Annotated in this window: 11 protein-coding genes; 2 read left to right on the top strand and 9 right to left on the bottom strand. The window is 43.3% G+C overall.

Annotated elements, in window-relative coordinates; all coding sequences use genetic code 11:
- Positions 1 to 51: 51 nt before the first annotated feature.
- From QEP06_RS08045 to topA, 9 genes are all read right to left on the bottom strand, one after another.
- Complete coding sequence (locus QEP06_RS08045) at positions 52 to 2,532, bottom strand: exopolysaccharide transport family protein (protein WP_285269807.1); 2,481 nt, start codon at positions 2,530 to 2,532, stop codon at positions 52 to 54.
- Entirely contained in the window at positions 2,532 to 3,386 is an 855-nt protein-coding gene (locus QEP06_RS08040; RefSeq protein WP_285269806.1) for a polysaccharide biosynthesis/export family protein, read from the bottom strand. Before QEP06_RS08040 ends, QEP06_RS08045 begins: the two co-directional genes overlap by 1 nt.
- A 31-nt stretch (positions 3,387 to 3,417) precedes the next feature.
- Complete coding sequence (locus tag QEP06_RS08035) at positions 3,418 to 4,536, bottom strand: glycosyltransferase family 4 protein (protein ID WP_285269805.1); 1,119 nt, start codon at positions 4,534 to 4,536, stop codon at positions 3,418 to 3,420.
- Positions 4,537 to 4,544: 8 nt separating this feature from the next.
- A complete protein-coding gene (locus QEP06_RS08030) occupies positions 4,545 to 5,675 on the bottom strand; it encodes an EpsG family protein (RefSeq protein WP_285269804.1) in 1,131 nt (376 codons plus the stop codon).
- A gap of 3 nt (positions 5,676 to 5,678) precedes the next feature.
- Positions 5,679 to 6,680 carry a glycosyltransferase family 2 protein gene (locus QEP06_RS08025; RefSeq protein ID WP_285269803.1) on the bottom strand — a complete coding sequence of 334 codons (1,002 nt, stop codon included), beginning with the start codon at positions 6,678 to 6,680 and terminating at the stop codon, positions 5,679 to 5,681.
- Positions 6,681 to 6,683: 3 nt separating this feature from the next.
- Positions 6,684 to 8,207, bottom strand: a complete 1,524-nt coding sequence (locus tag QEP06_RS08020; protein WP_285269802.1) for a hypothetical protein — start codon at positions 8,205 to 8,207, stop codon at positions 6,684 to 6,686.
- Positions 8,208 to 8,228: 21 nt separating this feature from the next.
- A complete protein-coding gene (locus QEP06_RS08015; protein WP_285269801.1) occupies positions 8,229 to 9,305 on the bottom strand; it encodes an arginase family protein in 1,077 nt (358 codons plus the stop codon).
- 175 nt (positions 9,306 to 9,480) lie between these two features.
- The gene (locus QEP06_RS08010) at positions 9,481 to 12,588 is read right to left on the bottom strand and encodes a T9SS type A sorting domain-containing protein (protein ID WP_285269800.1); all 3,108 of its coding nucleotides are present in this window, start codon (positions 12,586 to 12,588) and stop codon (positions 9,481 to 9,483) included.
- A gap of 628 nt (positions 12,589 to 13,216) precedes the next feature.
- On the bottom strand, positions 13,217 to 15,760 hold the full coding sequence (topA, locus tag QEP06_RS08005; protein ID WP_285269799.1) for a type I DNA topoisomerase: 2,544 nt from the start codon (positions 15,758 to 15,760) through the stop codon (positions 13,217 to 13,219).
- Between the two features lie 180 nt (positions 15,761 to 15,940).
- Here topA and QEP06_RS08000 point away from each other — a divergent pair, with 180 nt between their 5' ends.
- Both QEP06_RS08000 and ileS read left to right on the top strand, forming a co-directional pair.
- Entirely contained in the window at positions 15,941 to 17,392 is a 1,452-nt protein-coding gene (locus QEP06_RS08000) for a sensor histidine kinase (protein WP_285269798.1), read from the top strand.
- Positions 17,393 to 17,477: 85 nt separating this feature from the next.
- Complete coding sequence (gene ileS / locus QEP06_RS07995; protein WP_285269797.1) at positions 17,478 to 20,963, top strand: isoleucine--tRNA ligase; 3,486 nt, start codon at positions 17,478 to 17,480, stop codon at positions 20,961 to 20,963.
- The last annotated feature ends 1 nt before the right edge of the window (position 20,964 follow it).

Below are 20,964 nucleotides of genomic sequence, written 5' to 3'. Positions count from 1 at the left end.
TATTTATGATTAAACAGTTCGAAATCATTTTAAAGCCGGAATTAAGATATTTTACTTTTGTTTGAAAAATGTGCGGATTCTGTCGCGGATTCTGATCAATAAAGGCTGCTGATAGTTCTTATCCTCATCGAAATACCCATAACCGTAACCATAACCGTAGCCGTAGCCATAGCCGTAACCCTGTTTCGCCTCGAAAGCGTTGTAGATAAGGCCCAGGTTTTTCACTTCCTGTGAATGATATTTCTCGGTGATCATCTTCAGCATATACTTTTCGGTATATTCGTGCCTTACCACATAAATGCTGGCATCTGCATAATTCATCAGTTCAAACGGATCTGCCACAAGACCCACCGGCGGAGAATCTATCACGATAAAATCATAATGATTTTTAAGTTCTTCGATGAATTCCCTGTTGCGCTCGCTCATCAGCAGTTCAGAAGGATTCGGTGGTATAGGACCCGATGTGGCGACATGGAGATTAGGGATTTTAGTCGTGTTGATGATTCTTTCGATCTCTACTTCGCCGGTAAGATAATTTGAAATGCCGTATTTATTGTCAATTTTAAAATCACCAAAGATCTTCGGTTTCCGTAGGTCCATCCCGAGTAGAATCGTTTTCTTTCCGCTTAAACCTAAAACGGAAGCGATGTTGATTGAAATGTAAGTCTTTCCTTCACCACCGACCGACGAAGTGAGTAAAATAACTTTTGACTGTTTATCCTCTTTATGCAGAAAACGGAGATTAGCCCGAACACCGCGGAAGGCCTCTGAAATAGACGAACGAGGCTGTTCCAGCACGGTAAGATTATTTTCATGTGAATTCTTGCCAATGACGCCAAGCAACGGAATGCGTGTCGCCACTAAAAGGTCTTTTAAATTTCGCACTCGTGAATCTAAAACCTCCGCAATACCCAGAAACAGCAGTGGTAGGAGTACCAATCCACCGATGATGGTGTATTGTGTCCGCTGAACATTGGGCGCGATGGGGCCCTGGCCTAGGTTTTTGGCCGGATCGATTACGGTAATGTCAGATTTATTCGTTGCAACACGCATCTGCGTCTCGTTTTGCTTTGTCAGCAGGATGTTGTACGTAGATTCTATCATATTATAGCCCCGCTCTGCGTCGAGATAGCGGCGCTCTTTTTCAGGATAGGATGCCATTCCGGCACTTTCCGCCGCAATTTCGCGGTCGATCTTAGCGATTTCTACCGCGTAGACATTGTAATAATTCCGCAATGAACCGGTCGAGCTTCCGCGGGCCTCATTTATCAACCTGTTAATCTCGCGCATCGGTTCAGAATTGGGAGTATAGATCAGCGCCAGTTCACGTCTTTTTTGGTAGAGGGCCTTCAGTTCAGAAACCGAAGCGGAAAACACACCGTCTTCCACACCGGCTGCACTCGGACTGATCATACGGTCGAGGTTTTGCGACGAAAGTGAGGTGCGAATACTGTTCAGCGAATTGAGTTTTGTGAGAAGATCAGCCTTTTTGAGCTGAAGGTCTTTAATATTTTTAATGGTCTTTTCATCACGGTCTTCGATGTCATAAAGCCCTTCCGAAACTTTCAGCTGGTTCAAAACCGCCGCACTTGAATCCAGCTTTTTACGGATTTCGGCCAGGTTCTGGAACAGATAATCCTGCGTGTTCTTATCTACGGTGTTCTGGTCTATAAGTCTTTTCTTTTGCAGTTCATTTACAGACGTATTAAGAAAATTCACCGTGCCATTCAGGTTATAGCCGCGTTTGCTGATAAGCATTATGCTGTTGATCTCCTTATCAAACTCTACACTGATCGTAGAAACGATATTGTTCACCGTATTGTTGACGGTGGACAGTGTTAGGATGATATTATCAAGCTTTATCGGTGTTTCCTGTGGATTTAGGACAAGTTTGAATTTCAGACCGGGCGATACATACCATTCGTTTATACCAATTATACGGTTTGCAGGCCTTGGGAATGCCGGAACTCGCTGGAAGTTTTCGGTTTTGTACGAATATAGCGTGCTGCTGGGCGCCTCTTCGGGCAAGACAACTTCATAGCGGCTTTTTCCGCGCGGTATAAGTGTGATCGGATAATCTACCTGCTGAAGATGCGATTTATCAACTTCCAGAAAAACCGGTGAATCGTACTTATCGAGATAAGTCCGTTTGATGAGACCTTTTGTGGAATAATTAATAAAAAGATCAAGTTGCTGCACCAAATATTCGTTATGCGAACGCGAAAGGAGCATTTTTTTCAAATAAACACCATCCTGATTACCGGTTTGGCCCCAAATGAAATTAATTGATTGATTTGGCGTGAAATAGCTGGCCGTATTATTTGAAATACTTAAAGAAAGGTTCGAAGCGTAAATGCGTTGCGCGTAGTATTTGCTGTAAATCAGCGAGATAGTGTATCCAAGCAGGGCCATCAGCACAAACCAATACCAGTTGCGAAGTACACGGTGCAGGAAATGCTCGATATCGAACAGCGCGAAGGCACCTAAAGATTCAGATTTTGCCTTTGCTTTATTTTCTTTTTCGGGAATCATCAAAGGCGCGTTAAGATTAGATATATCGAAAGAGCCGTCGTGATGACAGAAACTCCCGTAGTAAGGGTTTGTATCGGATCTTTTCCGAAACCGTTAAGATTCTTTGCCCGCGTATTCAGCAGGATCTCATCGCCGTTCTGTACCCAATAGTAGGGCGAGTTCATCGCATCTTCACGCGTGATGTCTATTTTCGCAATCTTTATTCCTTCGGGCAGCTTTCTGTGGATGATGATATTCGTTCGGTCCACCGTGCGGTTCAGACCACCATTGATCGCCAATGCTTCTGTAAGTGTGAGTGTGTTTTTATGCGCCTTTTTCTCACCGCTGAGGCCTACGGATTCTACATCACCCAGAATATAATAGGTTATCCCATCGGTATTAAGGCGAACCTCAGATTTACCTTCCACGAAATTCTCATTCACACGCTGCTGTATTTCCTGCGTGATTTCTTCCAAAGTGCGGCCTTCAGCTTTCACATAGCCAATACCCATTATATTGATATCACCCTTCGAATCAACCTTTAAACCATTAAAATAAAAAATAGAATTTCCACCCTGACCACCCTGCACATTATTTCCTACAGCGTTTTGTGCGACTCCGCCGCCGTCCGCAGAAGTACTCGAATTCAGGGCAGAATAAAACTGCGCGGCATCACCTTTTGGTGTGGTGACCACGTTCAGCGTGAGAATATCGTTTTTAGTTACACGGTAAACAGGAACGTTGTACGGAACCAAACCTTCTTCATTGATGACTAATGTTTCGCTGGGCTGGAGATAGCGGACATCTTTAGTAGAAACACAGGAGTGCAGTATTAAGCTTAAAATAATTAAAAAATAAGGGTAATTTTTTTTCATCGATGAAGTGTGTAATAAACAAAAGTAGCAATTAATTGCTTTTCTTTCTTATAAATAGAAGTCCTTTAGGTAAATACGCGCCCATGAACCCTAATGTAATGATGACCAACAGCAGCACATTTACGTTGATGTGCCTGAAATAATAGGCTGTGCCCACGATCATAAGGTAGTACAGCAGTATATAAAACGTGCTGCGGCGATGTGTGAGACCCAAATCCAGCAACGAATGATGTATGTGGTTCCGGTCTGCGCGGAATGGCGACTGACCTTTAAACGTTCTTATGATGAAGACATTCAGCGTATCTACGATCGGAAGGATCAGGATCGCCATCGCGATCGACGGAGCCGACTGCAAATAATAGCGCGGCACGCCGGGCAGTTCTTTATCTATGAAAATATCAATAAAACAGATGGCTGTGAACGCCAAAAGAAAACCCAAAATCATCGAACCGGTGTCACCCATGAAAATCTTTGTGTTGCGTTGGGCCGAAAGATTATAATATAAGAATGCCGCTACGGACGCAATGATGGTCCCCGACAACACCACAAGCGGATAATTGTACTCGCCTAAACGGAAATAGCTGATTCCGAACATCGCGCTGCACAGGATCGAGTAACCGCCCGCGAGGCCATCAATACCGTCGATAAGGTTGAATGCGTTAATTAAAACAATGAAAGTGAAGATGCTGATTGCCACGCTGAAGAAATAATTGAGTTCATAAATGCCGAAAAGACCAAAAAAACTTCGAAGCCGCACATCTGAACCAATGACCATGAAGGCGGTGACAATGATTTGCGCGATCAATTTCTTATAGGCACGCATCACCACGATGTCATCCATCACACCGATGTAGAGCAAAATCACAAGCGAGGCAAACAGGAATTTGTAAATATCGAACAGTTCGAATGCAAACACCGAAGCGCAGACGCCAATAGAATAAAAAATAGCGATGCCGCCAAGATTCGGGATTTTACGCAGGTGAGAACTGCGCACGCCCGGCTCATCCATAAGGTTCTTTCGGCGTGAAATCTTCGAAATGGTCGGTATTGTGAAAAATGTCAGCAGAAAAGAACTCACCATCCCAAAAACTAATTTCAGGTAAAACTGAGCTATGCCGGCATGCTGAAGTAAATTTTTTAATTCATCCATTTGTGTGTTTACCAAAGTGCGTTATTGTACCGGTCTACAGTGAATCCCCCACGGTGACCGTTGCCGCTGCCAAAATAAAAAAACATCGCGATAAAATATGCCATAAAACCCAAATACAGCACTTGCCGTGTACGTCCTTCCACGGCTTTCACCAAATTCGTAAGGCAAAACATAGTCACAAAAAACATGTAAGCGCCAGGCAGTCTCACCGCAAAAATCTCATTAGACCTGAAAAAATAAAACAGCGCCAGCCCGAAAACGGCAAGATTCCGCATATACTCATACCACCAGATCTCCTCACAACCTTTTTTATCGTAGCGAATTAAAATTACAATAAAAATCAACTTCACCAAATCATTCAGGCCCGTCTCTACCTGCGTACCGTAATAGCGGTCATCCATATAACCCACATATGCACCCGATATGTCCTGAGGCGCCAATGTGCTGAAAAAATCGCCTCCGAGGCGGTAAAGTTCCAGCGGAGAACAGATCAGTGCTACGATGAGCACCCAGAAAATACGCTTGCTGTTCATCGGGATTTTCACAATCCAGTAAGCAGGAAGAAAAACGATGGAAGTTTTATGGAAGCCGAGCGCGATGTACATGCAAAGCAGAAACATCGGCAGATTTCTGTCCTTAATGAACTTAAAAGAGGCTACGCAAACCGCAATCCCAAGTCCCTGTCGCATCTGCCCGGAATCTTCGAAAAACATGATCGGCATAAAATAAAACAGAATCGCAAGTGACGGATACGCTACATTTTTGAATATCGTAGTGAACTTCAGACTGACTGCAATGATTGCCATGATCAGCGTTACGATATAAAACGGAAAGCCAAAATCAAACACCAGCTTGTTGATGAGCACAAATATCCACTCAATTTCTTCGGTGTTTGGCTGAAACAGCGCTTTATCAAGTACATCCGCATACGTAGTGTACACAGCAAAACCCGAAAAAAGCATCCGGTAAACCGGATAATCTGCGCCTGCATCGAGTCTTAAACCAACGGCGGTGATGATCAGCACGGCGGCAATCCAGGTGTACAAGTTTACTTTTCGGTCCAGTTTAAAGATTTCCATGTAACTCGCGTAGGCAAGAAACAGGAAAATCACGATAAAAACCGGGTGCAGAATCGCCATTTATCAATTTGTGTTTTTAGCCAGCCTTTGCGGCAGGCGACGGAAACCAGCGAAATAAAGCAGGTAAAATATTTGTTTTCCGACGGGTAAAGATAAAAGATAATTTTGCCCAAAACGCTGATAACGTAATATTTCTATGATGCCCAGACCACGATTTTGCGTGAATTTTTTCAGTTCGGCCGCCATTTTCGCTGACGTTTCGGCATCTTTTACAAAAGCCCAGTATGCAAGGAAAGTATAGACACCTTCAAGGATCTGAAAGCGACGCAACTCCTTCTGCTGCCTCCTGTAACGCGATGATGAGAAATATTTCTCCACATCTTCTACCGCGCGCAGAATATCAAGGCCTTTCGAAGTATGCGTGCGCGAAATGGAATCGTTCCTTTCAAGATACCGGTAATAATATTCCGGCGAATGCGCAATGACCGTACTGTCGAGCAAAAGCTGCGGTATAAGCTGAATATCTTCGAAATGAACATCTTTTTTAAACCTTTTGTCTTTAAACAGTTCTTTCTTAAAAAGTTTATTGCACGCGAAATAAGAAAGGTCCGCAAATGCCATGAGATTCTCATACAGCATGACTTTTTCGGGCAAATTTGGAATTTGTGGAAGTTTTTGAAGTTCGTTACCGTGCTCATTCACTTTCACGAGGTTGCATAGTGCAATCTGCGCATCGTGTTTTTGGCATAAAGCGTACAATTCCGCGAACATTTTAGGATTCACCTCATCATCCGCATCTACAAAACCAATAAATTCGCCCGCCGCGTGGTCGAGACCAAAATTCCGCGCATCGCTCAGGCCGCCATTTTCCTTTTTTAAATGTTTAATGAGTTGCGGATGTTCATTTTTAAATTCCTCAATGATCTCTGGCGACGAATCTGTACTACCATCATCCACCACGATGATTTCAATCTCGCGCAGCGTCTGGTTTAACAAAGAATCCAGGCATTTCTTCAGGTATTTCTCAACATTATAAACCGGAACGATCACCGAAACTTTCACCATAACTTAGCGTTTTTTGTATAGGTGATAATCTTTGCCGATCGGCCGAAACTCATAAACCCACTTCAGGATTTGCGGCGCATTTTGCGTCAGTTCCGCAATCTGATAGGTTTTCACGAAACGGTATCGGGAATTGAAAAATTCGGTATCGGCCTGTTTCAGTTGATAATAACTTCCTGTTGCGCCCACTTTGTTTTTTACGGTCAGGATATAATCGGGCTGAAATTTCCGCACAGAATTGACCCACCATAAATTTTCATCGTTTTGCATTTCAGCGGTAATCTTTTTATTCACCAAGCCTACTTCGTCATACGTGTAAAAACCTGTGTAAAACGGAATAATTCCGGCCGGCTCAAGCATTATGGAATGTCGTGGATCGCCATCAACACTCAGTTCTTTCGCAATTTTTCGGCGCTGCCCGTCTTCCATATAGCCTATTGCATAAGACTGCACGAACTGGAAAAGATAAAAAGTGCCGAAAAACATCACCAATCCAAGCAGCAGGAATTTTTTATTTAATGGCAGGAAATTTAGCAGATAAATAATCATTACAACAAACAAAAATACGCGCGGGAGCCAGTAATACCAATCGAAATAGGCTTGAAAGTACGCGAAAACCGAGATTTTCAGAAGGGCGAAAACCGAGATTGCGAGAATCAGAATTTTCTGCTCGCGATTGAACATCTTAGATTTAATAATTTTAAAAAGACAAAAGCATAAAAGCAGTAGAAAAGCCACGAAAACACCGAGTGTAAGTACCGAATATTTCTTAATCAATCCTCCATAATAAGCCCACTGAAGCACAATATGCCGCCAACTTTGGTCTAAAAAGAAATTTTTATATGCAATTTTTTTGGCCGTTATCGTATGATTTACCAATTCGCCGAAATACAGAAAATTAAACAAAACAATACTTGAAAGCCCGATAATTCCTGCCATCAGGAAAACGTAATTGAACTTGCGGCGGATGATAAAATCAGCTAAAAACAATACACCCAGAAAAATTGCCGCGTCCAGCCGCGTCCACAGGAGAAGCAGCGGAAACACGAAATAAGCCCAATTTTTTCCCCGATATACCGCATGATAGATGAGTCCGCAGTAGAAAAAGAACAGGATGCCGTATTCCATCCCAACGCAGGAAGCGGTGAGCGCCGGGGGCACAATATTAAGCAAAACCACAAACAGAAATTGGCGTTTCAGATCGTCATTAAAGAACAGACGCGCAAGCCAAATGCTTCCCACCGCAAACAAAATACTGCTGAAAACCAGTAGCGGATATACGAAAAAACCGCCAAACAAAAACTGGAAAAACGCCGATACCGCCACATAAAGATGTGTGGTGGAAGCCGAGATACGCTCGGCGCCGTTAAAACCGATTACCCCGAAATCAAGGACATTTTTTGCGACACGCCATGTGATAAATGCATCCTCCTGAATGTGACGTGTAAGGAAGATTGGCACCTTTACCAATACCGTAAGCATGACCCATAATGTTGGGTTGCTGTAAAGTCTGGTTAAAGGTTTCATCATCGGCTTGTGTTTTCAGAAGTGCTAAAATTTCAGGAGCCGCGCCGGCAAATCCCCGCGGATCGCCGCTTCATATTCCTGCCGCGAACAAGGGATAAGGTTTTCACGGTTTTCATCGGAACCAAAATACCACAATCCGCTGAAACTGTCGCGCTGAAAAGTATATTGCGTGTCATCTGCCATGATATGGAAAGTTTCAAACTGCCTTTCCCTGGGATGTGAGCGCTGAATGTTAATGCCCTCCACCAAATGCCAGATCATCTGCGCCAGCAACTGATTATTCAACTGCGATGATGAATCCGCATTAAAATTAAAGATTCCCGCACAGGCCAGATTATCACTTAGGCCGGCTTCCTTCATGTAAGCACAGATCTCGCGGCGGTTCAGGCCGTTTACCTGCGGCGTGGTAGAAAAACCGTCGCTGAAACTTTCCACCGCGTCACAGTTGACAGTCACCAAATCTGCACGCCGAAAGAAATGTTCGGTATTTTCGGTAGTGTTCATCATCTCTGCCAAACGCACCACATCAAAATCTACTTCCTTCATCAGACGCACAGAATCTACTTCGTTCAGATGTTTTTGGTAGCCAAGGTGATGATAGTTTTTGAGACTGAAATTAGTATCACTGAAAATTTTAGTTAAATAATTATTTTCCGTGATCTCCTCGCTGTTTGCTGCAAGAGATACAACATTTGAAATTTGTGTGTATGTAATACTTTTTCGGTGATGGTTCAGCGCTGAAAAAAGTGAAAAAGCCATATCGTTGCTGCCTCCGACAACGATGGGGATTATATTTTTCTTAAAGCACGCTAAGAGTAATTCCTGCAGTACAAAATGCGTATCAGCGTGCGATCTCCCCGAAATGAGATTTCCCAAATCGCACACGGGCAAAGTGAAATCAAGTTTTGACAGCTTATTTAGCTCACGCCTCACTTCGTGGTAATCAAGAATTTCAGCATCTCCATCATTATGACCACGAAAATCTGAACAGTAAATAAGCGCGATCCCACCCTCCTGCAATTCATCCGAAACCTGGCTTCCAAACTGCCATTTTTCCGATTTCAGTTTTCTTGCAGGCATCAATATATCTTCTAAATCCATCAGGACAACCGTATTTTTTTAATGTTTAATTATATGAACAGCAAAGCCGCGCCGCACAAATGTAACGAAAAACTTGCGTCTGACACGCATCTGTTTTTTACAAAAAAGCCGCCCAAACCATAATAGTTCAGGCGGCTTCCAAATGAAAAATTTATTCAATCACTCATTCATCCGGCTAGTTTTTAATAAGTTTTTTACTTACCACGACACCGTCTTTCATCGTAATTTTTATTACGTACACACCGGCCGGTAAGTTGGCGGCAGCTACTCTACCGTTCGCAGTAACGCCGGTCTGCACCAGTTTTCCGCTGAAATCATAGATTTCATAGCTGGATCCGTCTGCATTGTGCAGCGCAAATTCTGTCTGGAACGGATTTGGAGTAATGTGGACTTCCGAACGTGTTTCCGGCATTTCGCGGGGTATCACAACCGGTCGTGCGACAGAAGGTTTATTAGGTTGTGCTGGGGTTCCAAGCAGCCTTTTTTCGTCTTTCGCACACCGTACGCTTAAGCCCGCCTGCGGATAAACGCCTGTACCCGTCTGCACTTTATCATTCTGGAAGAGCATCGCCAGGGCAAAACCGGTATTCAGGTCTGCCATAGAAGCTGTCCATAGGCCTGAACGTGTGGTTTTCACTTTATATTCACCCAGTTCACCGCGGATACCGTCCATCGGGAACTGACCGATGTTATATGCAGGATCTTCAAATTTCCAACCTTTCTGTGAAAGCGTTGCACCTCCATAATATTGCGCGATACTGTGCCACTGATCCTGAATTACACCGCTCTTGCCATACGCATCTGCTCTGTAGCCGTTGTACCATGGCGAAGTTCCTTTCGATCCTGTATAGAGATTTGTGGACGATACATCAGGTACACGCCAGCCTTCCGGACAAGGGTCGAACGGCGATTTCTTGCCGCCGTGTCCCCATCGGTTTGAAGCCTGAGCCGCATCATCTGAAACCCAGTCGCGGATTTGGTTCAAGTCATTCTGGTATTTATCGCCACCGTCAAACGGTGCACCCATTCCTACATGGTATAAAAACCTGAACGGATTTTCCACAGAATAACGGATGTTTTCCTGGATTTTCTTGCCGGGATCGGCAGTTTGTGAGCCATACGCAGAATAAGAAGTTGTAAACTCACTGTCATAGGCAGATTCTGAAAGCTCGTGGTAATAAGTATCCGTTCGCACGGGTGAATCGGTAAGGTGCGCGCCCGATGTAGGAATTCCTAAATAGACGCGGCGTCTTAAACCAGCCCCAGGCGTCGGAATCGGATCTTTTCTGCCCCACTGATAGTGCAGTCCGTTGCTCATTCCTGAATCTATATCATGATAAAGCGCACCAAGGTTTCGGTCCATAAAAACGGTAGTAAGTGGTGGATGTTTACTTGCGGCAGCGTTCACGAAATTATATGTCACAGGAACAGGCTGCTCTGTAGTGTAAGTTGTCGGATAGGCTGTGGGATCATCTCCCGGCGCCCAAATATGCCAACTCCAAAGTACAGGGTCCTTTTTTGATCCGTTATGCAGAGCAACCACGGCATTTCCGGTATAGTCAGGATCAAGCAGTATCTCAATTTTTGAATCGCGCGGGTCATTTGCATCTACATTCACCGATACTTTTTTAATCAGATTCGGCGAACTGCTCCACACTACGCTTGCAACCAAGCGGTCAGCACGCGGCATTTCCTGATCGGAAAGCAACTGATTGTGCACCGCAAACGCTTTGTTCACCGGAATCAACAATTCCGACTGTCCTACAACTATGTATGAATTAGGATTATCAATTCCTTTCGTATAATTTTCTTTGTCAGCCGTAAAATATTGGGTCGCGAAATGGCCAATCTTCGCTAAGTTAGGATCGCGCATGCAACGCACTGCGTTTCCGGTGCGCGTCGGGTTTGTTTGATTATTGAATATAGCATGCAGACCTACAGTGGTATTGGTTCTTTCCGGATCAGAAATCATTGAAAACAATCTCGCTCCGTCAAAACCAAAAGTAGAACTCCACCAGCCACCATTAGCAGCATTGTCCTGAAACATCACGCCTACCGGTGCATTTGGGGCCACGGAATTTGGATAGTAAACATAGGCTCCCGGCAGAGGAAGTTGGCCAATGTTGCGGTTGCCGGCTTCAGCATTGGTAAAATCCATACCAATGCCCGGATAAACCTTAATGCCATTCAGGTGCGGATTTACAGCATCCGGGAAAAGCTGGCGGTTATTTATGTTGGTGTCTGCATTGTTCCAGTCGCCTTTTTTTCCGAAGAAAGCAAGGTTGTTATTCTGGGTTTCACGTCCGTAATAAGAGGGAATCCGCCATCCGCTAGGGCAGGGATCAAGTTCAGACTTCAATTCATATGAGCGGCTTTCGCTGCTCAAAGTCTGGCTGGAACTGTTGCCGTTTCCGTTTGCACCCTTTGCATTATCAGACCAAAGGTCCCAGGTCACATAATTCGGACTCGCACCCGGTACCTTGTAGCGGCTGCTGCTAAACCAGTTGCCGCCGGAATCTGTATTTACGATATATTTAATTGGATTTTTTACTGAGTACTGCATGTTTTTTTCGATCTCATCGAAAGGGCGCACCACAACGGGAATTGTATTTACCGCATCTATTTCCGGATGGCGCAGATTTCCGACCTCTCCTGAAATCGAATAAAAATCCGCGTCTTTGTAAACCAATGGCGGAAAAGGGTCTTTCCTTCCCCACTCATACATCAGACCGCCTGTTTTTTGCCAGTCGTGGTCTATAATCCCGTTGGCTGTTGCACCAAGATTTCGGTCCATGTACTGAATGGCAATCGGGTTACCATCTACATCAGTTTCAGTTCCGTGACCGTATGTTACACCGTTCTCGGGGTTATCGGTAACCCAAATATGCCAACTCCAATAGATGGTGCCGTCAACCTTGAAAGCGATCACTGCATTTCCTTTGCCTTTGCCCTGGTCTATTTTTACCTTGATATTCGAATCGCTGGCATCGCCCGCAGAAACAAGGCTTACCTCGCGAACCAAGCCCGGAACATCCTCCCAGTAAATGGAAGCGGACTGAACGCCGGCTGGGATGGGCGTGGCATTTCCGTTGGTTTTCAAATAGGGATATTTAGCCCACATTTCGTAGGCTTTTTTCACGGGAATAATCAGACCGCCAAAGTTATTTTCCCTGGCCTTATCTAAATCGTAAATATAACTGTTGGGTGCTTTAGTGTAATTCGCAGTCTGCGAAAACACGGCATTTGCCAAAAGGCAAAATACTAACAGATGAAGTTTTATCATTGTAAAAAATTTTCAAATAATTATTTGATCTTTTTTTACATCTTTTGTGTTTAAAAATGGTTCTTCTAACTCACCATATTTGCTAATAACTTCTTTTCATCTGTGTGAGGGCAAATATAAAAATATATGTGGCATAATATTAACCAAAACAAACTTTTTGAATAATATTTTAAACACACCTCACTCTTTACATTGAATTTATATCCACCGCAACCCCTTAGCAATGAATATAAATCGCCCCAACACAGCGCTGGCGGGATATTTTTTGGTTTAAAAGTTTTTAATATGCATTAGATATCTGGTTTTAAAATTTTAGCCTAAAAAATCTGATAAAGTAAAAAACTGAATCAGATCTCGGGAAAATAGCGGATATAATTAAACTTATGTTTAACAATTTTCAATCGGTAAAGAATCTTTAAATTAAAAAAAATTTAAAAACAGAGCCTAACCGGTTTAAAGCATTAATCACAAATTATCAGACGAAACATCTGTTGATAAAATTAAAAATATTTTCGAATAAGAAGCATTTTTATTATTTTTTTTTACTATTTAAGTTGAAAGCCTAACATTTCAAAAAAAAGCGCTCTAATTTCCATTAGAGCGCAATATTTTACAACGAAAGGGATATCTACTTTTTCTTAGCAGTAGTCTTTTTTGCCGCGGTTTTCTTGGCAGGTGTCTTTTTCGCTTTTTCCTTAAACGCATTTTTATCCTGTGCGGTGATCCACTTTTTCACCTCATCGAGCGAAATTTCAGCGAGTTCTTCGGCCGTGAACTTTTCCTCCTTCTTGTTTTTAGGAATTTTGAACATCGCCTTACCAAATTTTATAAATGGACCCCAACGGCCATTTTCAATCGAAATCTTTTCATCTTCCCACTGTTTTATGTAGCGGTTGGCTTCCTTAAGAAGTTTTGCCTCGATCAACTCCTCAATATCACTTTGCGATAAATTATCGAAATCATACCGTTTCGGCACGTTGATAAACAGCGATTTATATTTAATGAAAGGTCCAAAACGGCCGGTTCCTTTGGTTACATCGTCGCCTTTGTAAGTCGCAATGGGCGCGTCTGCAATCTGCTTTTCCTTAATGATTTCCTCTGCACGTTCCTGTGTAACCGAAAGCGCCTCCTCACCACGTGGAATGCTGATGAAAGCATCACCCCATTTCACGTACGGACCGAAGCGACCCACACCTACAGATACTGGTTTCCCTTCAAAATCCTGCAGATCAAAAGGAACCTTGAAAAGTTCAAGTGCTTCTTCCAAAGTAATGGTGGCTATATTTTGGGAAGGCATGAGGCTGGCAAAAATCGGTGCTTCTTCATCATCCTGCTCGCCAATCTGCACCATCGGACCGAAGCGGCCGATTCGTGTGAGGACATTTCTGCCTGTTTTGGGATCTGTTCCTAAAATTCTCTCACCATTTGCGCGGTCCGCGTTTTCTTCCACGTCAGCAATCTTGGGATGAAAATCTTTGTAGAATCCCTGCAAAACATCTTTCCATTTTTCGTGGCCATTGGCTATCTCATCAAAATCCTGCTCTACTTTGGCCGTAAATCCGTAATCCAGGATTTCGGAAAAGTTTTGGGTAAGGAAATCGTTTACCACTTCGCCAATGTCAGTAGGTAAAAATTTATTCTTGTCTGCACCGAATTTTTCCGTCAGCACTTGCTTTTTAATACCTTTATCGGCGAGCGTGATCTTCATAATCTCGCGTTCCTGGGGCAGGACTTCCCTTTTATCTACGTATTCCCGGTTTTGAATTGTTTGGATGGTTGGCGCATACGTGGAAGGACGCCCGATTCCCAATTCTTCCAACTTTTTCACAAGACCCGCTTCAGTGTAACGCGCCGGCGGACGCGAATATTTTTCGGTAGCTTCTATTCTTTTATAGCTTAAAGTCTCAGCGACAGACACTTTTGGTAATAATTTTTCCGTATTCTCTTCATCTTCCTCGTCGGTTTTGGTTATTCCATATACTTTAAGGAAACCATCGAATACAATCACTTCACCCTGCGCTTCGAAATGATGCGGAAGTTTTGCATTACCAATCTCGATGACCGTTTTCTCAATTTTTGCATTCGCCATCTGTGAAGCGAGTGTACGTTTGTAAATGAGCTGATAGAGCTTGTTCAGCTGTACATCCGGCACATTTTTCAATCCAAAATCGGTCGGTCTTATTGCTTCGTGTGCTTCCTGCGCAGAAGCGGATTTTGTATTATAGTTTCGCGGTTTCGAATACTGTTCGCCAAACTCAGAAATAATCTGGTTTTTTGCGTTTTCGATCGCTTCCTGAGAAAGATTTACCGAGTCGGTTCTCATGTACGTGATGAAACCTTCTTCGTAAAGTCTTTGTGCCACACGCATCGTCGCCGTAACACCATAACCGAGACGGTTACTGGCTTCCTGCTGTAAGGTTGATGTTGTGAAAGGAGCAGACGCCGTACGCGAACCCGGTTTTTTCTCAACATTCAGTACTGTAAAATCCACCGTTTGCGCCTGCGAAAGAAAGTTTTCTGCTTCACTTTCCTGTGCGAAATCTTTCTTCAGTTTCGCTGCGATTTCCTGTTTTTGGCTGTTTAAGAAAACGCCATCAACTTTAAATGTTGATTTTGCTTTAAAATCACGGATTTCGTGCTCGCGTTCTACAACCAATCTCACTGCAACCGACTGCACGCGCCCGGCAGAAAGACCGGTTTTCACCTTTTTCCAGAGCACTGGAGACATCTCGAAACCTACAATACGGTCGAGCACGCGTCTGGCCTGCTGCGCATTTACAAGGTTTTGGTCAATCTTCCGCGGATTCTCAATCGCTTTCAGAATCGCATTCTTTGTGATTTCATGAAAAACGATGCGCCGCGTATTGTCTTCTTTAAGTTTAAGTTCCTGCGCAAGATGCCATGCAATGGCCTCTCCTTCGCGGTCTTCATCGGACGCAAGCCACACAGTATCAGCATTTTTCACTGCTGCTCTAAGCTCGGTGACCAGTTTCTTTTTGTCCGCAGACACTTCATAATCAGGCGTGAAGGTCGCCAAATCTATACCCATCCCCTTTTTAGGAAGGTCGCGGATATGGCCGAAACTCGACTTCACCTCGAAATCCTTACCAAGATATTTTTGGATGGTTTTCGCCTTCGCAGGCGACTCTACTATAACAAGATTCTTAGACATTCACTAACTTTTTGCAAAAGTAGAAGTTTTTTTTTAATGACTCCCAGCTGACGCGTCAGCATGCATTACGTCTAGGTTTTGGTCTTTTACAATTACATATACCAGGCATTGCATACAATCTTAATAAGTTAATAAATCTTAAAATCCAATTTTTCGTAGATTTGAAAAAACCGCGAAAAAATGTCACAGTCGTTCTTTTCGCTTATCGAAAGAGATGCGCACACCCACGTCCTACAAATGGTTCTGGGTGCGCTATTCATGCTTTCTGCGTACCATCTGTTTATGTTTTTCCGAAACAGGGACCGCAGCTATCTGCTTTACAGCTCCTATAGTTTCTTCTCATTTTTAGCATATCTGCCGGTTGCTGAGCAAGGTTTTCTGGTCACATTCTGCGAAATAACCGGCCTTGATTACGACACGAAGACTTTCTTCACCATAATTTTCAACTGCATCTATTTTTTCTTTTTCGCCGCATTTTTAGATATAAAGCCTACAAACAAAAGATTGTATAAGATCATTGTGTTTCCTGTGGCAACGTTTGCGTTGCTGGCCGTTGTGGCATTTGTGCTTGATAAAATGACCGGTCAGGATATTCTCAATTTATACAACCAAGTTTTCATCGTGCTTATCACCCTGCAGACCGCGCTGTCTTTCTACATCCTGATGAAACTTCAGAACAAGCTGAAATATTACATCATTTTTGGAGGTCTCATTTTATTTGTAAGTTCTATCTTAGGCGAAAACCGCGTGCGCAATCATCCCTGGATCAATATCTCGCGCGAAACAGGAAACATAATCTATTTTGTTGGCTTGCTGATAGAAAACCTCGCCTTTTCCCTGGCTTTAGGCCATAAACAAAAAGTGATATTTGATGAAAAAGTGGCCTATCACAAAGAGGCCGTAGAAGCACTTCAGAAGAATGAAATACTGAAAGACGAAGTGAGTCGAGAAAACGAAATCCGCCTAACTGTGGAAAACGAAAAGTTTAAGTACTTGCAGCAGATTTCGGACCTCAAACTTACGGTGCTGCAAAACCAGATGAACCCACATTTCATTTTTAATGCGCTGAATTCCATTAAATTCTGCATTTTGGAAAATGACAACGAAAAGGCCGTGAATTATCTCACTAAATTCTCAAAAATCATCCGTACGATACTGGCTGCGTCCAGGATGAAAGAATTTACCCTTGCGGAAGAACTCCATACGCTGCAGCTGTATATAGATATCGAAAATTTGCGCTTTACGGATATCGATTTTCAAATAAACGTGGCGCCGCAGATTGAACCCGACGCGATAAAACTCCCACCAATGGTTTTGCAGCCGTTTATTGAGAACGCAATTCTTCACGGTCTTTCGCATGCGGAAGAGAAACGCATTACGCTTGACATCTTTGAACAATCGGATACCCTTAAGATCCATATTTCGGATACCGGAATTGGCCGTGAAGCAGCGATGAGACTTAAAACTACGGTGGACAGCCGACAGAAATCAATGGGCGTGAACATTGCCCGCGGCATGCTGAAAAGCTACTTTGAGCCGCGCGATTTCAGCATCGAATACACAGACCTCTTCACTTTCGGGAAACCTGCGGGTACGCGGGTGGAAATCACGCTGCCTAATGCTGACTTTTAGAGCGCGGAGGCCCAAAAATTTAAACAAAAAGCCTATCTTCGCAAACTTAATTAAATTAGGAACATTCTAATTGAACTGACTGACAATGAAGAAGTTTAACGAATATAAAAATCTCGACCTTACTGCTGTTGCGCAAAACATTTCCGATTTCTGGAATGAGCAGGACACATTTAAAAAATCCGTGGAAATCCGCCAGGGAAAACCTGAATATGTTTTCTATGAAGGTCCTCCGTCCGCAAACGGAATGCCGGGAATTCACCACGTGATGGCGAGAGCGCTGAAAGATATTTTCTGCCGCTACCAAACGCAAAACGGGAAACAGGTTTTCCGTAAAGCCGGCTGGGACACGCATGGTTTGCCGATTGAGCTTGGTGTTGAGAAGGAGTTGGGCATCACTAAGGAAGATATTGGAACTAAAATTTCCGTTGAAGAATATAACCAAGCCTGCCGGAATGCGGTGATGCGTTACACCGGTGTTTGGAATGATCTGACCGAAAAAATCGGGTATTGGGTAGATCTTGAAGATCCGTACATTACCTACGAACCAAAATACATGGAAACCGTTTGGTGGCTTCTGAAGCAGCTTTACGACAAAAAACTGCTGTATAAAGGTTACACCATCCAACCATATTCTCCTGCCGCAGGAACAGGCTTGAGTTCGCACGAGCTAAACCAACCCGGAACATACCGTGATGTAAGCGACACGACCGTTGTTGCGCAGTTCAAAGTGAAAAAACTTTCGGAGAAAGCGACTCAGAAAATAAATAAAAATCAAGCTGAAATATCAATTGACACCGATGAAATCGCAGGTGCAAGTTGTGGCGGCGCGCTTCATTGGGAAGAATTCGATAAAGAAAACCAATTACCAATCCATATTCTTGCATGGACGACAACTCCGTGGACTCTACCTTCGAATACCGCGTTGGCTGTAGGAAAAGACATTGAATACGTTTTAGTGAAAACCTTCAACCAGTACACTTTCGAGCCGATCAATATCATTTTGGCTAAAGTGCTTTTGCAGAAAAATTTCGGTAAAAAGTATGCGGAAGGAACTGACGAAGATTTCGCCAATTATACAGCTGAAAGCAAAACCATTCCTTTTAAAATCATTTCCGAATTAACGGGTGAAGATTTAGCCGGTTCAGATTACGAACAGTTGATTCCATGGTTTTTACCCGCAGAAAATCCCGAAAACGCCTTCAAAGTAATTATCGGAGATTTTGTGACGACCGAAGACGGAACCGGTATCGTACATATCGCGCCTACTTTTGGTGCGGATGATGCCCGTGTTGCGAAAGAAAGCGGAATTTCTCCAATGTTGATCAAAGACGAAAACGGGAATCTTGTGCCTTTGGTTGATCTTAAGGGAAAATTTATTTCAGGTGGAAATACGCCTGATCTTTTTGCCGGAAAATATATTAAAAACGAATATTACGAGAACGGAACTGCACCTGAAAAATCTTGGGATGTAGAACTCGCGATCCTTTTAAAGACCGAAAACAAAGCCTTTAAGGTTGAAAAATACGTTCACAACTACCCGCATTGCTGGAGAACCGACAAACCTGTTCTCTACTATCCGCTGGATTCCTGGTTTGTGAAAATGACGGCCGTGAAAAACCGTTTGGTAGAACTTAACGAAACCATCAACTGGAAACCGAAATCCACCGGTGAAGGACGTTTTGCGAATTGGCTTGAAAACGTAAACGACTGGAATCTTTCCCGTTCAAGATATTGGGGAATTCCGCTTCCGATCTGGCGTAGCGAGGATTTGAAAGAAGAAATCATCATCGGATCAGTTGAAGAACTGATGAATGAAATCCAGAAATCCATCGCAGCAGGTTTCATGACGAAAAATCCTTTTGAAGGTTTCGAAAGAGGAAATATGTCAGCGGAAAACTATGCTAAAATCGATCTTCACAAAAATATTGTAGATGAAATCGTTTTGGTTTCAGATTCAGGAAAACCAATGAAACGCGAGTCGGACCTTATCGATGTTTGGTTTGATTCCGGCTCAATGCCTTATGCACAGCTGCATTATCCGTTTGAAAACAAAGAACTTATTGACGAAAGAAAAGCTTTCCCAGCGGATTTTATCGCGGAAGGTGTTGACCAGACACGCGGTTGGTTCTATACACTTCATGCAATTGGAACGGCAGTTTTCGATTCTGTAGCGTATAAAAATGTAATGTCGAACGGTTTGGTGCTGGACAAAAACGGCCAGAAAATGTCGAAACGTCTTGGAAATGCGGTTGATCCTTTTGAAACATTGCAAAAATACGGTCCTGACGCGACAAGATGGTATATGATTGCCAACGCGAACCCTTGGGAAAACCTGAAGTTTGATGTGGAAGGAATCGATGAAGTGCGACGTAAATTCTTCGGCACACTTTACAACACTTACTCGTTCTTCGCGCTTTATGCGAATGTTGACGGATTTACCTATTATGAAAAAGAAGTTGAAAACCGTCCTGAAATTGACCGTTGGATTCTTTCTGAACTGAATCTTTTGGTAAAAGAAGTGACCGAATTCTACAATGATTACGAACCGACGAAAATTGCGAGAGCGATCAACAATTTCGTTAATGACAACTTAAGCAACTGGTATGTAAGGCTTTGCAGACGCCGTTTCTGGAAAGGAGATTACTCTGAAGACAAAATTTCAGCGTACCAAACGTTATATACCTGTCTTGAAACAGTAGCGAAAATTTCAGCACCGATTGCACCATTCTTCATGGACCAGCTTTTCCAGGATTTGAATAAAATCACCGGTAAAGATGCTGCAGAATCTGTGCATTTAACTGATTTCCCGAAAGCGGACGAAAGTCTGATCGATCAGGATTTGGTGGAGAAAACACACTTAGCACAACAGATTACTTCGATGGTTTTCTCCTTAAGAAAAAAAGAAAACATCAAAGTTCGCCAGCCGCTTCAGAAAGTGATGATTCCGGTTCTGGATGCGAAAACGGAAGCGCAGATTTTGGCTGTTTCAGAACTGATCAAACAGGAAGTTAACGTTAAGGAACTGGTATTAATCAATGCTGATGAGGCTTCGCATCTTATTGTGAAACAGATTAAACCAAACTTTAAAACCTTAGGTTCACGGCTTGGAAAAGACATGAAAACCGTAGGTGCCGCGATTTCAGGGCTAAATGCTGAACAGATTTCCCAACTTGAGAAGGACGGCAAAATGATGATCGAAGGTTACGAAATCACTACCGCAGATGTGGAAATTTTGACCAAAGACATCCCTGGCTGGACGGTTGCCAGCGAAGGAAAAATCACAGTGGCGCTCGATCTTACGCTAACCGAGGAACTGAAAGCGGAAGGTGTAGCGCGCGAGTTTGTGAACCGTGTACAGAATATCCGTAAGGATAATAATTTTGAGCTGACCGACCGAATCACGGTTCAGATTGAGCACAATTCCGGGTTTGATGAGCAGTTACTGCAGAATAAGGCGTATATTTCCGAAGAAGTATTGTCAGATAAAATAGAAATTGTAAATTCACTCGCAAATTTCGCAGAGATTGAGATTGATGACGTGAGATTCAAGATAAATGTGAAAAAAGTTTAAT

Source organism: Kaistella rhinocerotis, assembly GCF_030243905.1.
Classification (GTDB): Bacteria; Bacteroidota; Bacteroidia; order Flavobacteriales; family Weeksellaceae; genus Kaistella; species Kaistella rhinocerotis.
Note: the sequence above shows the minus strand (reverse complement) of the source record. Positions and strands in the feature narration are given on the sequence as shown.

Bases quoted from the DNA above. Each gene is read 5' to 3' on its own strand.
- QEP06_RS08030 (WP_285269804.1), bottom strand. From the start codon at position 5,675: ATGGCGATTCTGCACCCGGTTTTTATCGTGATTTTCCTGTTTCTTGCC.
- QEP06_RS08000 (WP_285269798.1), top strand. From the start codon at position 15,941: ATGTCACAGTCGTTCTTTTCGCTTATCGAAAGAGATGCGCACACCCAC.
- topA (WP_285269799.1), bottom strand. From the start codon at position 15,760: ATGTCTAAGAATCTTGTTATAGTAGAGTCGCCTGCGAAGGCGAAAACC.
- QEP06_RS08025 (WP_285269803.1), bottom strand. From the start codon at position 6,680: ATGGTGAAAGTTTCGGTGATCGTTCCGGTTTATAATGTTGAGAAATAC.
- QEP06_RS08010 (WP_285269800.1), bottom strand. From the start codon at position 12,588: ATGATAAAACTTCATCTGTTAGTATTTTGCCTTTTGGCAAATGCCGTG.
- QEP06_RS08035 (WP_285269805.1), bottom strand. From the start codon at position 4,536: ATGGATGAATTAAAAAATTTACTTCAGCATGCCGGCATAGCTCAGTTT.
- QEP06_RS08015 (WP_285269801.1), bottom strand. From the start codon at position 9,305: ATGGATTTAGAAGATATATTGATGCCTGCAAGAAAACTGAAATCGGAA.
- ileS (WP_285269797.1), top strand. From the start codon at position 17,478: ATGAAGAAGTTTAACGAATATAAAAATCTCGACCTTACTGCTGTTGCG.
- QEP06_RS08020 (WP_285269802.1), bottom strand. From the start codon at position 8,207: ATGATGAAACCTTTAACCAGACTTTACAGCAACCCAACATTATGGGTC.
- QEP06_RS08045 (WP_285269807.1), bottom strand. From the start codon at position 2,532: ATGATTCCCGAAAAAGAAAATAAAGCAAAGGCAAAATCTGAATCTTTA.
- QEP06_RS08040 (WP_285269806.1), bottom strand. From the start codon at position 3,386: ATGAAAAAAAATTACCCTTATTTTTTAATTATTTTAAGCTTAATACTG.